This window comes from Phenylobacterium sp. (assembly GCF_041919955.1).
In the GTDB taxonomy this organism is placed as follows: Bacteria; Pseudomonadota; Alphaproteobacteria; order Caulobacterales; family Caulobacteraceae; genus Phenylobacterium.
Genome location: NZ_JAYRSU010000003.1, coordinates 99593 through 113817 on the forward strand (window position 1 = coordinate 99593; position 14225 = coordinate 113817).

Consider the following 14225-nt stretch of genomic DNA (forward strand, 5'->3'; position numbering starts at 1 on the left):
TTGGCCGCCGCGATGGGGCTGGGCATGGAGAAGGAACTACGCCCGCGCTCCGCTGGACGACATCCGTGTCTTGTTCGTAAGGGGTATCCCTTAGCCTCTACGGCGGGACCGATCGGGTATGAAGCGGTTGAGCAATTTCGCCTGGAGCCGGAGGATAACCCTGCAACAGCTCTGGACCGGCGCCCTGCTGGCCGTGCTCGGGGCATTGGCGGGCGCGGCCGCCCACATCGTCCTCAAGCCGGTGCTGGGCGATCAGGTCGCTTTCCTGGTCTTCGTGCCGGCGGTTGTGGTCGCGTCGGCCTATGCTGGCCTGATCCCCGGCGGCCTCGCTGCGATCCTGGGACTGGCGGCCGGCCTCTTCCTTGCCCTTCACGACCACGCCTTCAGCAACGCCGACGCGGCCAGCGCCCTGGTCTTCGCCGCCGTCGCCTGCGCGGTGATCGCCGGCGGGGAATCCTTCCAGCGTTCCCGCCGCGAGGCGATCGCCGTCAACCGCGACCTCGCCGCGCGCGAGGCGCACCTCAGCTCGATCCTCGACACGGTGCCCGACGCCATGATCGTCATCGACGAGCAGGGCGTCATGCAGTCGTTCTCAGCCACCGCCGAGCGGCTGTTCGGCTGGGCGGGGGACGAGGTGATCGGCCAGAACGTCAAGATCCTGATGCCCGCGCCGCACCGCGAGGCGCATGACGGCTACCTGGAGCGCTACTACCGCACGCACGAGCGGCGGATCATCGGCATCGGCCGCGTCGTGGTCGGCCAGCGCAAGGACGGCTCGACCTTTCCCATGGAACTGGCCGTCGGAGAGATGCGAACCGAGGGCGGCCGGTTCTTCACCGGCTTCGTCCGCGACCTGACCGAGCGCCAGGAGACAGAGGCGCGGCTGCAGGAACTGCAGTCCGAGCTGGTGCACATCTCGCGCCTCACCGCCCTGGGCGAGATGGCCTCGACGCTGGCGCACGAACTGAACCAGCCGCTGTCGGCCATCGCCAACTACCTGCGCGGCTCGCTGCGCCTGCTGACCAACGAGGACGTGCCGCGCGAGCGCCTGGCCGAGGCGCTCGACAAGGCCTCGGAGCAGACCCTGCGCGCCGGGGAAATCATCCGCCGCCTGCGCGACTTCGTTTCCCGCGGCGAGACCGAGCGGCGGGTCGAAAGCCTGCCCAAGCTGATCGAGGAGGCCGGAGCCCTGGCCCTGGTCGGCGCCAAGGAGCATGGGGTGCGGGTCGCCTTCGACCTCGACCCCGAGGTCAATCTGGTGCTGGCCGACCGCGTCCAGATCCAGCAGGTGATCCTGAACCTGATCCGCAACGCTATCGACGCGATGGACGCGAGCCCGCGCCGCGAACTGCGCATCGCCGTGCGGCCGGACGGCGAAGACATGGCGAGGATCATCGTCGCCGATACGGGCCCCGGCGTGAGCGCCGAGGTCGCCGAACATCTCTTCCAGCCCTTCATCACGACCAAGCGTCATGGCATGGGTGTGGGCCTGTCCATCTCGCGCACCATCGTCGAGGCGCATGGCGGGCGGATCTGGGTGGAGGAGACGCCGGGCGGCGGCGCGACGTTCAACTTCACCCTGCGTAGCGTGGGAGCCGAGGAACTCGATGGCTGAAGACCTGGTGCACGTGATCGACGACGACCCCGCCGTGCGGGATTCGCTGTCGTTCCTGCTGGAGACCGCCGACCTGCGGTCGCGCACCTACGAATCGGCGGTGGCGTTCCTGGAAGCCCTGCCGGAGGTGAAGGGCGGCTGCGTCGTCACCGACGTGCGCATGCCGGAAATGACCGGCATCGAATTGGTCCGACGGCTGAAGGCTCAGGGCTTCGCCCTGCCGATCGTGATGATCACCGGCCACGCGGACGTGCCGCTGGCGGTCGAGGCGATGAAGGCCGGGGTCGCCGACTTTATCGAAAAGCCGTTCGACGACGAGGCCCTGCTGTCGGCGATCCGCACCGCCCTGGCGGACGGCGAGAAGGACCGGCAGGGGGCGGCCGAAGCGGCTGAAATCGCCACGCGCCTGGCGTCCCTGTCGGGGCGGGAGCGCGAGGTTCTGGAAGGCCTGGTGGCGGGCCACGCCAACAAGGTCATCGCCTATGACCTGGGCATCAGCCCGCGCACCATCGAGATCTACCGCGCCAACGTCATGACCAAGATGAAGGCGGCCAGCCTGTCGGAGCTAGTCCGCATGGCCATGCGGGCTGAGCGCGCCTAACGCTTGCCGCCCATCGCGCTCCAGACCGATACGCCGCCCAGCGTCAGGGCGAAGGCCGAAAAGGCCGCGACCACCAGGCCGAGATAGAGGGTTTCGAAGGACATCGGGCTCTCCTTTGCTGAGCCCACGGTCGCGCTTGCCGGGCGTCGGCGAAATTCGTGAGTGCTCCTTAAGGGGACTTACGGAGGCCCCGAACGCCGGCTTGCGAGAAAACCTAGCGGTCGCTAGATATTATTCCTAGTGCTCACTAGGAATCGGCTCGCGTGTTCATCGGCATCGACTGCGGCGGCGGCAAGACGGCCGCGGCGCTCTGCAACCGCCAGGGCAGGGTGCTGGCCCAGGTCCGCGACATCGGCGCGGCGATCGTCGGCCTGCCGGATCTGCGATTCTACAAGGTCGTCGGCCGGGTGCTGGCGCGCCTGGCCGAGCAGTCGGGCGTTCGGCTGGACCAGGTGGAGCGCGTCGCCCTCGGCCTCAGCGGCGTCGACTACGCCGACGAGCAGGCCCAGCAGCACGAACTGATCGCCGCCCGCTTCAAGCTGGAGGGCCGCCTGGACCTGGTGAATGATGGTCTGGTCGCGCTCTGGGGCGCCTCGGCCGCGCCGGCCTCGGCGCTATTCCAGCACGGCACCGGCGTGACCACGGCGTACCGATCCGACTTCGGGGGCGAGGCGATCTTCGACAGCCTCGACGTCGCCCAGGTCTTCGACCTGCGCCGCGCAGCCTTCGCGCTCACCGCACGGATGATCGACGGGCGCGCCGAGCCGACGCGGCTGAAGGACCGCGTGCTCGTCCGCTGCGGCGTCGAGCCGGGACGCTTCGCCGAATGGGCGTTCCGCGATCCGAACGCCCGCACGGTCCGCGCCGCGATCGCCTCGGTGGTGTTCGAGGCATGGCGGGCCGGCGATCCGGCCGCCGCCGGGCTCGTGGCTCAGGCCGCCGACGACTACGTCCTGACCATGCGGGTCATGGGCGAGCGGATCGGCCGACCGTTCGAGGCGGCCTTCGGCGGCGGCGTCATCGCCCTGGGCGGGGCCGATTTCCAGCGGCTGCTGGGCGAGCGGCTGGTCGCCTGCGCGCCCGATGCACGGCTCGCCCCTATCGCCCTGCCGCCGGAGCGCGGCGCCCTCGTCCTCGCCGCCCACGGCTGCGGCGCCGATCCATCCGACCTCTTCGCCAAGCTCGCCGCCCTGGAGCCCGCCTCGTGAGATCCATCGTCCTCTGTATCGTCGGCGCCGGCGGCAGCTATACGCCCGAGATCATCGAGGGCGTGCTGGAGCGACCCGGCCTCTCGGTCGCCCAGATCAGCCTGACCGACAGCGATCCCCAGCGCCTGGGGGTGATGGCGGGCCTGGCGCGCCGCATGGTCCAGGCCTCTGGCCGCCGGATCGAGGTGCGTGAGAGCGTCGACCTGGCGCAGGCCGCCCGCGGCGCGGACTTCGTCGTAACCCAGATCCGCGTCGGCGGCATGGCCGCGCGCCAGATCGACGAGACCATTCCCCTCCGCTACGGCGTCATCGGCCAGGAGACCACCGGCCCGGGCGGCATGTTCAAGGCCCTGCGCACCATCCCTGTGATGATCGAAGTCGCCCGCACGATCAGCGAGGTCGCCCCGGGCGCCTTCATCCTCAACTACACAAACCCCAGCGGCGTGGTGACCGAGGCGGTGCTGAACCACACCGACGCGCGCCTGCTCGGCCTCTGCTCGTCGATCCCGCTGCTGCAGCACCGCCTGCGCGGCCTGCTGGCCGAGCCGTTCGGCGAGGTGGAAATCGCCAGCGTCGGCCTCAACCACCTCGGCTTCGTGCACCGGATCACCGCGGGCGGTCAGGACGTGACGCGGGCGGCCATCGACCACCTGCACGCCCGGCATGCGACGAACGACGGCCTCTTCGCCTCGGCCCTGAAGATCGCCCCGCTGCTGGGCGCCATTCCGGTCGAGAAGTACGGCGATCTCTATTTCCACCGCCGCGCGGAGTTCGCGGCCATGGCGGGCGCCGAGCGCACCCGCGCCCAGGCGGTCATGGACATCGAGGCGCAGGTCCTGGCCCAGGCCGCCGACCCGGCGGTCTGCTCCAAGCCGCCGGCCCTGATCCAGCGCGGCGGCGAAGGCTACAGCGGCGTCACCTTCGACACCTTGGAGGCCATTCTCGAGGATCGGGGATCGAAGATCGTGATGAGTACGCTGAACCGCGGCGCGGTCGCCGGCCTGCCGGACGATGCCGCCATCGAGGCGGTCTGCGAGGTCGGGGCCCAGGGCGCGCGAGCCCTGCCGGTCGGTGAGATGCCGCTGGCCTGGCGCGGCTTGGTGCAGGCCGTGAAGGCGCACGAGAGCCTGACCGTCCAGGCCGCCGTGAGCCGCAGCCGCGACGCGGCGCTCCAGGCGCTGCTGGCCCATCCTCTGGTCGGCGACATCGACGTCGCGGCGCCGATGCTGGACGATCTGCTGGCCGCCCACGGCCTGGACTATCGGTAAGGGACCGCCATGAGCCTCGTCGAACGCCTGGGCTACGCACCGGACGACCGCCTGCTGATCCTCAACTGCGACGACGTCGGCTCCAGCCACGCCGCGAACCTGGCCTGCCTGGAGGCCATGACCTCGGGGATCGCCACCAGCGGCACCCTGATGGTCCCCTGCGCCTGGGCGCGCGAAGCGGTCGGCCTCTTCGCCGGCCTCGACCTCGGCGTCCACCTGACCCTGACCTGCGAATATCCCGGCTATCGCTGGCGCTCGCTGACCGGCTCGGCCTCCCTGCACGACGCCGATGGTTTCCTGCCCGCGACCATCTCCGAGGTCTTCGCCCGGGCGAGCGTGCAGGATGTGCGCGCCGAGTGCAGGGCTCAGATCGAGCAGGCCCTCGCCTGGGGCGTCGACGTCACCCACATCGACTCGCACATGGGGACCAATCAGGTCGATCCGCGCTTCTTCGAGGTCTATGTCGAGATGGCGCTCGAATTCGCCCTGCCGCTGCGCATGGTCGGACCGGCGATCGAGGCCAGGATCGGCTTTCCGGGCCGTGCCCGGGCTGCGGCCGCCGGGGTGGTTTTCAATGACGAGTTCGTTTCCCAGTGGGGGCGCCCGACTGGCGAGCTGATGCGTTCGGTCCTGCCGAAGCTCGCCCCTGGCGTGGCCGAGGTGAACTTGCATCCGGTCCATGACGGCGCGGAACTGCGCGGCTACGACAAGCGCGAGCCGCAGATCCGCATCGACGACCATGCTGTGGCGATGGACCCCGCGATGGCCGCCTTCGTCGCCGATCAAGGGTTCAAGCCGATCAGTTTCCGCCCCCTGCGCGATCTCCAGAGGGCCGGCCGGTGAACGCGCCCGCGGGCACGCGCCAGCCGCGGGGCTTGGCCCGCCGGGCGGCGATCCTCGACGCCGCGCGCCGCCTCTTCGCGCGCCAGGGCTTCAAGGGCGCCAGTCTGGCCGCCATCGCCCAGGAGGCGGGCCTGACGGACGCTGGGCTGATCTATCACTTCCCGACCAAGAACGACCTGCTGCTGGCGGTGATCGAGGCTGGCGACGCCGAGCAGGACCAGGCGCTGGCCCCCGTCCGCGCCCGCCGCGGCCTGGCGCTGCTGCGCCGCCTGGCCGAGTTCGGCGCGGACTTGGAAGCCGACCCCGTCCTCACCGCCCTCGACGTCACGCTGTCGGCCGAGCACCTGCAGGAGGACTCCAAGGTCAACCGCTACTTCGTGCAGCGCTACGAGCGTTTCCGCGCCCTGCTGGCGGGAGCCTTCGAGGAGGCGAGGGCGGCCGGCGACCTGCGCGCGGACCTCGACCCAGCGGTCGAGGCCGCCAATATGACCGCGGTGCTCGACGGCCTGCGCCTGCAGTGGCTGCTGAGCGATGGCGCGGTCTCCATGGCCGGGGGTATGCGCGCCTATGTCGAGGGCGTCATCGCCCGGCTGTCGCCGCCTTAGCCCTCGTCCAGCGGCAGCTTCTTGGCGGTCATCTCGCCCCAGGCGTAGAGCGCCCAGACCAGCACCGCGACAGCCGCCGCTCCCAGCCACATGGTCTGCTCGGGGAACTCGGCCGGCGCCACGGCGATGGGCGAGGGGTTGTTGCTGGCCACGATCAGCCCGGCCAGCGCCACGTTGAACAGGCTCTCGCCGACGATGAAGCCAGACGCCAGCAGCACGCCCAGGCGCTGGGCGGCGGGGCCATGGGGTCCCTTGGCGACCTTGCGGTCGTAGAGCCAGCCGACGAACGCCCCCAGCACCACTGGCAGGGTGACGGCCGGCGGCAGGTAGATGGCGATACCGACGCCCAGCGGCGGCAGGCTGTACGTCTTCGTGCGGCGCAGCAGTTCGTCGACGATCACCAGCACGACGCCGAGGCCGATCCCCACCCCGATGAAGCGCCAGGGCAGGTCGCCCTGAATCACGCCCTTGGCCAGGGTCGAGATCAGCACCGCCTGTGGCGCGGCCAGCGGCTGGTCGGAGATGGTGTTGAGGTTGGCCGCGCCCGCAAAGCCGAAGGCCTTGTTCAGCACGTCCAGGATCGGCGGGATCACGCAGGCGCCGGCGACCACGCCGACCACCAGCGCCGCCTGCTGCTTCCAGGGCGTGGCGTCGACCAGCTGGCCGGTCTTCAGGTCCTGCAGGTTGTCGTTGGCGATGGTCGCCACGTTCAGCAGCACGGCGGTGACGAAGAGGGCGTAGGCGACCAGGGCCGCGTGGCCGGTCGGCCCGACCGTGTTGGCCGCCAGCGCCACCAGCAGCAGCGAGGCGCCCAGCACCGACAGGATGGCCAGGCCCGAGACCGGGCTGTTGGACGATCCGATCAGCCCGGCCATGTAACCGCACACGGCGGCCACCAAGAACCCGGCCAGCACCACGTACAGCACTCCGCCGGCGATCAGCGGGAAGATCACCTGCTCCAGCGGCCCGGCCGCCAGGAAGTCGTAGAGCAGCACCGCCAGCGGCACGAGGCTGGCCAGGATCACCGCCCCGACGATCCAGATGGGGATGTCGCGCTCGGTGCGGGGCAGAGCTTGCCCCTGGCCATGGGCGCGCAGGTCCGAAGCGCGCATGGCGCCCATCAGCCCCACCCAGACAGGGGCGGCCAGCTTGGCCAGGGTCCAGATCGCGGCGGCCCCGATGGCGCCGGCCCCGATGAAGCGCACGTTCGGCGCCCAGGCGGACTGGGCGACCTCCGCCGCCGGCCCAGCCACGGGATGCAGGTGGGTCATGATCGGCACCGCGACGCCCCAGGCGATGATGGAGCCGACCAGCATGGCCACGCCGACGGCGACGCCCATCAGGTGCCCTGCGCCGATCAGCGCGAGTTGCAGGCCTCCTGCCACGCCGGTGGCGGTCGTTGGGGTCGGGCGGAACCAGAAGCCGATCTCGCCGGCCACGACCCGCATGCCGGCCGCCGCGGCCACGAGGGCCGAGCCGATCGAGCCCAGGATCACCGCGTTCAGCCCGGCCTTGGCCTCGGCGCCGCCGCCCGACCCGCGCGAGCCGGAGCCGACTTTCAGCACTTCGGCCGCCGCGCGGCCTTCGGGATAGGGCAGGTCCGAGGTGGTCACCAGCGCCCGGCGCAGGGGGATCGTGTACATCACGCCCAGCACCCCGCCGATCACGCAGATCGAGAACGAGGTCCAGAACGGAAAGCCCGTCCACCAGCCGACCATCACCAGGCCGGGCAGGACGAAGATGATGGAGGACAGCGTCCCAGCCGCCGAGGCGACGGTCTGGACGATGTTGTTCTCCCAGATGGTCGAGGTCTTCAGCCCCCGCAGCACCACCATCGAGATCACCGCCGCCGGGATCGACGAGGCGAAGGTCAGGCCGACCCGCAGGCCCAGATAGACGTTTGCCGCCGTGAAGACGACGGTGATCAGGCATCCGAGCGCCAGCCCGCGCAGGGTCAGTTCGACCCGCTTGCCGTCCGCGTCCATCGGCGACTCCCCCGTGGCGATGTTCGATCGGTCAGTGGTGGCAGATCGCGCCGCCTCGCGCCAGCGGCGGCGTCAGGCGACGGCCTTGCGGTCCTTGACCCGGCGCTCGGTGACGTTTTCGGGAGTCAGCGGCTTGCGGCATTCGCTGCAGACCACGGCTGCGTCCACCGGCTGTTCGCACTGGCGGTGGGTGACGATGATCGGCGGCTCCTCGCCCGGCTTCAACAGCCACTTCTCGGCCCAGAGCAGCAGCGCCAGGGCGTGCGGATAGAGGTCCTTGCCCTTCTTGGTCAGCCAGTACTCGTAGCGCGGCGGCGACATTTCGTAGAGCCGGCGCTCGAACACACCGTTGGCCACCAGCACGCGCAGGCGGTCGGTCAGGATGTTGGTGGCGATCTCCAGCGCCGACTGGATATCGTCGAAGCGGTGGATGCCGAAGTACTGGGTCGAGATGACCAAGCCCGTCCAGCGGTCGCCGGTCATGTCCACCACGTCGGCGATCGGCGGGGCGGCGTCGTCCGAGGCGGACTGGCGGCGGCGATGCAGGCGGGTCACCTCCATCTCCTCGATGCCGGCGCCGGGGCCTTCGTGGTGGCGGCAGGCGTGCAGCGAGATGTCGCCGCCGCAGTGACGGCAGACCATGGTCGGCAGCATCGGCTTGCCGCATTCGGTATGGATCAGGCCCGCCGGGCCGTTCGGCGCCGTCGCGTCCCAGCGGATGCCCCAGGTCCAGGCGATCAGCACCGAGTCGTAGAGGTCCAGGCCCATGGGCGTCAGGTGATAGGACTGCCGCGCGCCGCCTTCCTTGGCCGCGCGCTGCTCCAGGATTCCGTTGGCCACCAGCCCGCGCAGGCGTGAGGACAGGGTGTTGCGCGGCGCATTGGTGCGCGCACGGAACTCCTCGAACCGCGAGGCGCCGCGGAACGCTTCCTGGATGATGAGCTGGCTCCAGCGGTCGCCGATCTGGTTCAGCGCCCGATGGACTGAGCTTTTCACGATCTTGCGGGTGCGGGCCATGGCTCTCCTGGCTTCCAGGCCTAGCCCTGGCCTCCCGCGCTGTCCAGTCGGGATTAGCGAAAGGCGAGGCGACTGCCCGCAGAACGCGAGTACAATTAGTCTCTTTTCAAAAGTCTTGACCAGTCTCTTTTCGCAACCTACTGAATCGGACGTCGGGTAAAGGCCCGAGGCGTGAAAATCCAAGGGCTTGGTGCGGGAATGGGCCGCGCCCGGGCGTGCGGATCTGCGCCCAAAGAGAAGCAAAAGGGGAGGTTGTCGTGGCGTTCGATAAGCGTCTGCGTTTGCGTGCGGTTTCGGTGCTGGCTCTGACCACGGCCCTGGCGGCCGGTGCGGCGAGCGCCCAGGAAGTCGAAGAAGTCATCGTCACGGCCAACAAGCGCGAGGAAGCGCTGATCGACGTGCCGCTCGCCGTCACCGCTATCGGCGGGGCCCAGGTCAAGGCTTCGGGCGTGCGCGACCTGCGCGACATGGTCAGCCTGGCGCCCAGCCTCAACGCCCAGACCCCTGGCGGCGACTCCGATTCCAGCCTGCGCATCCGCGGCATCGGCACCATCTCGACCAATCCGGGCCTGGAATCGGCGGTCGGCGTGGTCATCGACGGCGTGGTCCGCGCCCGGACCGGCGTGGCCATGTCGGAACTCGGCGATATCGAGCGGGTCGAGGTCCTGCGCGGGCCCCAGGGCACGCTCTACGGCTCCAACACCTCGGCGGGCCTGGTGAACATCGTCACGCCCGGTCCGAACATGGACCGGTTCGAGGGCTACGCCGAAGGCACCTACGGCAACTACAACTGGATCCGCGGCGCGGCGGGGATCAGCGGCCCCATCGGCGACGGCGTCGGCATGCGGCTGGAGGCGATCCTTCAAAAGCGCGACGGCCTGCTGGACGAAGTCAACAGCGGCCAGGACATCAACAAGATGAACCGCGCCTTCCTGCGGGCCAAGGTGCGGGTCGACGCGACCGAGAACCTGCGCTTCAACTTCATCGCCGACTTCACCCGCCGCAAGGAAGACTGCTGCGCGGCCGTTCTGTCCCGGCGCGGCGCGGTGTTCCCGCGGGTCGAGGCCCTGGCGGTCGCCAAGGGTTACAAGAACAGCGGCGCGGTCGATCCCTACGAGCGCGAGGCCGCCATCACCCCCGGCCGCATCAACCAGGAGGACGTGACCGACTTCGGCTTCTCCGGTCAGATGGACTGGGACCTGGGCTTCGGCCAACTGGTCACGATCAGCGCCTATCGCAAATGGAAGGCCAACCGGGGCCAGGACTTCGATCACAGCGGCGTCGACCTCGGCTACATCGACAAGGACGGCCTGCGGATGGGCTTCACCCAGTTCACCCAGGAGGTCCGGCTGCAGGGTTCGACCCCGAAGCTGGACTGGCTGGTCGGCGGCTACTACTCGCACCAGGAGATCTTCCAGGACTTCGCCTACCGCATGGGCGCCTCCTATGCCGACTTCTACGGCGGGGCGGCCGTGTTCAAGCCCGCGACCCTGGCGGCCTGGAAGCCCGGCGACGGCGCGCGCGGCATCTCCGAGCAGGAAGGCGACGACTTCGCGCTCTTCACCCACAACACCTGGCACGTCACCGACAAGCTCGGCCTGACCGCGGGCCTGCGCTACACCCGCAACGAGAAGTCCGTCTCGGTGCTGTCGATCAACTTCAACCCCGCCTGCGACGCGGCCCTGGCCGGGGGCGACGCCACCGGCATCGCCGCCTTCTGCCTGTTCTTCTGGGACACGCGCATCAAGACCGACGCCGGCGCGGCCACCGACAGCCGGACCGAGGACGCGCTCTCGGGCACGGCGGTGATCGACTACGCCTTCACCGACCACGCCAAGGCCTACGCCTCATATTCGCGCGGCTACAAGTCGGGCGGCTACAACCTCGACCGCGCCGGCTTCACCACGCCGGCTGCGCCCAAGGGTTCGGACCTGGCCTTCGGCGAGGAGACCACCGACGCCTACGAGGCCGGCCTGAAGCTTGAGCTGTTCGACAACCGCCTGCGGATCAACACCGCGGTCTTCCACCAGTCGGTGAAGGGTTTCCAGCTGGTCGAGTTCACGGGGGTCGCCTTCCGCGTGCGCCGCTTGGCCGAGGCCCTCTCGACCGGCGCCGAGCTCGAGGCGACCTGGCGTCCGACCGCTGGCCCGACCCTGACCCAGGGCGTCACCTATACCGACGCCCGCTACACCGACGATCCCGGCAACGTCACCTTCGCCGGCAAGCGGATGGAGCAGTCGCCGACCTGGACCTCGATCACCTCGGGAACCTGGAAGTTCCCGATCGGCGACACCGGCTTCACCGGCACGGCCTATGCCGACGCCCGCTACGTCTCCGACCAGTACCTGGCCAGTTTCGACCCGCTGCGCATCCAGAAGGCTTACACGGTGGTCAACGCCCGCCTCAGCCTGTCGGCGCCCGAGGACCGCTGGCGGGTGGAGGTCTGGGCCCGCAACCTGTTCGACACCGAATATGCCCGCCGCCGCATCCCGGCGACGTTCCAGAGCGGCTCCTATTCCGACTTCCTGGGCGATCCGCGCACCTACGGGATCACCCTGCGCGCCAACTTCTGACGCTCCTCCCTGGGGCGATCCCCGCCTCACGCGAACTGGCCGCCCGCCCGAAACGGCAGGCGGCCTTTTTCGTGCGCGTTCAGTCCTCGATGGCCGCGACGCCCAGCCGGTCGAGCTCGGCCAGATGGTCCCGCATCGCCTGCAGTTGCTGGGGCGAATGGCCCTGCCAGTCCTTCACCTCGCCGACGACCTTCAGCGGGTCGCGGCTGCGGTACGACATCGTCGGATTGCCGGGGAACTTCTTGTCGGTCAGGTTCGGATCGTCCTCAAGCGGCCCGGTCGGCTCGACGACATAGATGCGGCCCGGCCCGTCGCCCTGGGCCAGTTCCGCGCCCCAGGTCGCCGCATCGAGCGTGGCGCTCAGATAGACGAAGACCGCCGCCTTGCGCTGTCCGTAGTTGGACGCGCGGCCGGCCTCGATCAGGTCGCCGGCCCGCAGGTCGGCCTTGGTCCCGTGATACAGCTTTTGAGTGGTCGTCATGGTCGATGGCCCTCCGAACAGGGGCCGGGCGGCCCCAAGGGCGCTACAGACTGCGCATAATTCGCCGCCCGCCAATTCTTGAACTCAGGTTTTTCACGCCCAAATCCCAATCGAGTAAGGCGACCGTGCGGGGATATCGATATCCCGCGCGTTATTCGTTCCTTCAAATTGCCATCGCCAAATGGCTGAGACTAACGGCATGGCGGGTCCGCAGTGACCGATCTCGAACGCGCGCTCGAACGTTGCGACAGCCTTTCTCCCGAGGTGAGGAAGATCGGGATAGAGATGCTTGAAGCATTGTACTTGAAGGGCTGTGCAGGCGCCGCCGTTGAACTTGCGCATATCGTGGTCTCTGAGGACTATATATGCGAGCTGACCAAGCTCGACGCGGTTAGGCTGCTGATCCGCGACCTTCGTCTGTCAGGGTCCAGCTTGTCGTTTCAGCACCTCTATCATCATGCTCGCGGGTACGTTTCTGATGAACTCATGTACGAGCTTCTGACGCTCGCGGCGCCAAATTGTATGGATGCGACCGAAATCTTGGAGGCGAACCTGCCGGGCTGGCGACATCCGCTGCTCTGACGCAGGCGGTGGTCCTCAGAACGGGAAGAAGACCGGGATCGCGAACATCGCCGCCGCCCAGGTGATCAGGTTCAGCGGCAGGCCGACGCGCACGAAGTCCATGTAGCTGTAGCGGGCCATGTTGAAGACCAGCACATTGGTCTGATAGCCGAACGGCGTGGCGAACGCCGCCGACGCCGCCATCATCACTGCCACCAGGAAAGGCCGCGGATTGACGCCCAGGCTCTCGGCCACGGCCACCGCGATCGGCGTCATCAGCACTGCCACCGTGGCGTTCGACAAGAGCTCGGTCGCAAACAGCGTCACCCCGTAGAGCACGATCAGCGCGCCCAGCGGTCCCAGCGGGCGGATGACGTCGATCAGCCGCTCCGCGCCGGCGGTGGCCAGGCCGGTGACCTCCATGGCCGTGCCGACGACCACCATGCCGGCGATCAGCAGCAGGATCTCGGGGCGCAGGCCCGCATAGGCCTCGTCGGGGGTGATGACCTTGAGCAGCACCAGCGCCACGGCGCCGGCGAAGGCGGCCGCGGCGATCGGCGCCCAACCCAGGCCGGCGGCCGCGATGACCGCCACGAACACCCCCAGCGAGATCAGGGCCGGCCTCAGCTGGAAGGGCCGGTCGGCGGCGCTGTAGAGACCGACGTCGCCCAGCCGCGCGTCGCCTGAGCCGTCGGATTGGTTGCGGGCCTCGCCTAGGCGCGGGAAACGGAAGGGCAGGCGCAGCCACCGGCGCGTCTTCTCCTGGCGCGCCTGCTCCTCGGCCAGCCGGGCGGCCTCGGCTTCCTCCTCGGCGGCGGCGCGTCCCAGCTGGCGCGCGCCGACGAAGTAGAGCCAGAGCCCCCCGACCACGGCGATGCAGAACCCCACCGGGGTGATCTCGAACAGGCCGAACACCGGCTGGCCGGCGTTGCGGGCCATGTCGCTGACCAGCAGGTTGGTCGAGGTGCCGATCAGGGTCAGCAGCCCGCCCATGACCGTCACGTGGCTGAGCGGCATCAGGAACCGCTTGGGCGACAGGCCCAGCGACTGGGCGACGTCCCGGATGACCGGCGCGGCCAGCACCACCACCGGGGTGTTGTTGAGGAAGCCGCCGACTGAGCCGCACAGGCCGATCACCGCCCAGATGCCCAGGGCGCCGACCTTGCTGGAGAACTCCGTCGCCTTGCGGATCATCAGGCCCAGCAGGCCCGAGATCTCGATCGCGTAGGCGATGACGAACAGGCCGGCCAGGGCGATCACCGCAGGGCTGGCGAAGGCGGCCTGCACCTCGACCGGGCGCACTACGCCCAGCACCAGCAGCACGGCGGCCCCCAGCAGGGCGACCACGTCGGCGCGCATCTTGCCGTGGATCATCAGCCCCACGACGCCGACGAGCACGACCAGGGCCACGATCTGATCAAAGGTCATCGGTCCTGCAGACTGCGCCGTGCGGCGCGGGTCAATTCAC

At 69.3% G+C, this 14225-nt stretch carries 12 protein-coding genes; 8 read left to right on the plus strand and 4 right to left on the minus strand.

From position 1 onward, the window contains the following. Positions 1-118: 118 nt before the first annotated feature. From ACE3T2_RS03825 to ACE3T2_RS03850, 6 genes are all read left to right on the plus strand, one after another. Positions 119-1615 (plus strand): PAS domain S-box protein, encoded by a 1497-nt coding sequence (locus tag ACE3T2_RS03825; RefSeq protein ID WP_374654881.1) that lies wholly within the window; start codon positions 119-121, stop codon positions 1613-1615. Then, positions 1608-2216, plus strand: coding sequence for a response regulator FixJ (gene fixJ, locus ACE3T2_RS03830; RefSeq protein WP_374654883.1), 609 nt, complete (start codon positions 1608-1610; stop codon positions 2214-2216). The genes ACE3T2_RS03825 and fixJ overlap by 8 nt, the downstream gene beginning before the upstream one ends. 263 nt (positions 2217-2479) lie before the next feature. Then, entirely contained in the window at positions 2480-3424 is a 945-nt protein-coding gene (locus ACE3T2_RS03835) for a BadF/BadG/BcrA/BcrD ATPase family protein (RefSeq protein ID WP_374654885.1), read from the plus strand. Continuing rightward, entirely contained in the window at positions 3421-4692 is a 1272-nt protein-coding gene (locus tag ACE3T2_RS03840) for a hypothetical protein (RefSeq protein ID WP_374654887.1), read from the plus strand. Before ACE3T2_RS03835 ends, ACE3T2_RS03840 begins: the two co-directional genes overlap by 4 nt. A gap of 9 nt (positions 4693-4701) precedes the next feature. Next, complete coding sequence (locus ACE3T2_RS03845; RefSeq protein WP_374654889.1) at positions 4702-5535, plus strand: ChbG/HpnK family deacetylase; 834 nt, start codon at positions 4702-4704, stop codon at positions 5533-5535. Then, complete coding sequence (locus ACE3T2_RS03850) at positions 5532-6140, plus strand: TetR family transcriptional regulator (RefSeq protein WP_374654891.1); 609 nt, start codon at positions 5532-5534, stop codon at positions 6138-6140. Before ACE3T2_RS03845 ends, ACE3T2_RS03850 begins: the two co-directional genes overlap by 4 nt. On the opposite strand, the gene ACE3T2_RS03855 is transcribed toward ACE3T2_RS03850, so the two are convergent. Beyond that, a complete protein-coding gene (locus ACE3T2_RS03855; protein ID WP_374654893.1) occupies positions 6137-8125 on the minus strand; it encodes an OPT family oligopeptide transporter in 1989 nt (662 codons plus the stop codon). The two genes, ACE3T2_RS03850 and ACE3T2_RS03855, sit on opposite strands and share 4 nt — an antisense overlap. A 72-nt stretch (positions 8126-8197) precedes the next feature. Then, positions 8198-9142 carry a winged helix-turn-helix transcriptional regulator gene (locus tag ACE3T2_RS03860; RefSeq protein WP_374654895.1) on the minus strand — a complete coding sequence of 315 codons (945 nt, stop codon included), beginning with the start codon at positions 9140-9142 and terminating at the stop codon, positions 8198-8200. 257 nt (positions 9143-9399) lie between these two features. Between ACE3T2_RS03860 and ACE3T2_RS03865 the strand changes: the two genes are divergently transcribed. Next, a complete protein-coding gene (locus tag ACE3T2_RS03865; protein ID WP_374654897.1) occupies positions 9400-11715 on the plus strand; it encodes a TonB-dependent receptor in 2316 nt (771 codons plus the stop codon). Positions 11716-11794: 79 nt separating this feature from the next. On the opposite strand, the gene arr is transcribed toward ACE3T2_RS03865, so the two are convergent. Then, positions 11795-12196, minus strand: coding sequence for an NAD(+)--rifampin ADP-ribosyltransferase (gene arr / locus ACE3T2_RS03870; RefSeq protein WP_374654899.1), 402 nt, complete (start codon positions 12194-12196; stop codon positions 11795-11797). Positions 12197-12409: 213 nt separating this feature from the next. Here arr and ACE3T2_RS03875 point away from each other — a divergent pair, with 213 nt between their 5' ends. Next, positions 12410-12778, plus strand: coding sequence for a hypothetical protein (locus tag ACE3T2_RS03875; RefSeq protein ID WP_374654901.1), 369 nt, complete (start codon positions 12410-12412; stop codon positions 12776-12778). A 15-nt stretch (positions 12779-12793) separates the two neighbouring features. On the opposite strand, the gene ACE3T2_RS03880 is transcribed toward ACE3T2_RS03875, so the two are convergent. Next, positions 12794-14185 carry an SLC13 family permease gene (locus ACE3T2_RS03880; protein ID WP_374654902.1) on the minus strand — a complete coding sequence of 464 codons (1392 nt, stop codon included), beginning with the start codon at positions 14183-14185 and terminating at the stop codon, positions 12794-12796. Between the last annotated feature and the right edge of the window lie 40 nt (positions 14186-14225).

What these genes read in the sequence shown, in the direction of transcription:
- ACE3T2_RS03825 (WP_374654881.1), top strand. Translation starts at nt 119, where the DNA reads ATGAAGCGGTTGAGCAATTTCGCCTGGAGCCGGAGGATAACCCTGCAA.
- fixJ (WP_374654883.1), top strand. Translation starts at nt 1,608, where the DNA reads ATGGCTGAAGACCTGGTGCACGTGATCGACGACGACCCCGCCGTGCGG.
- ACE3T2_RS03845 (WP_374654889.1), top strand. Translation starts at nt 4,702, where the DNA reads ATGAGCCTCGTCGAACGCCTGGGCTACGCACCGGACGACCGCCTGCTG.
- ACE3T2_RS03855 (WP_374654893.1), bottom strand. Translation starts at nt 8,125, where the DNA reads ATGGACGCGGACGGCAAGCGGGTCGAACTGACCCTGCGCGGGCTGGCG.
- ACE3T2_RS03860 (WP_374654895.1), bottom strand. Translation starts at nt 9,142, where the DNA reads ATGGCCCGCACCCGCAAGATCGTGAAAAGCTCAGTCCATCGGGCGCTG.
- arr (WP_374654899.1), bottom strand. Translation starts at nt 12,196, where the DNA reads ATGACGACCACTCAAAAGCTGTATCACGGGACCAAGGCCGACCTGCGG.
- ACE3T2_RS03880 (WP_374654902.1), bottom strand. Translation starts at nt 14,185, where the DNA reads ATGACCTTTGATCAGATCGTGGCCCTGGTCGTGCTCGTCGGCGTCGTG.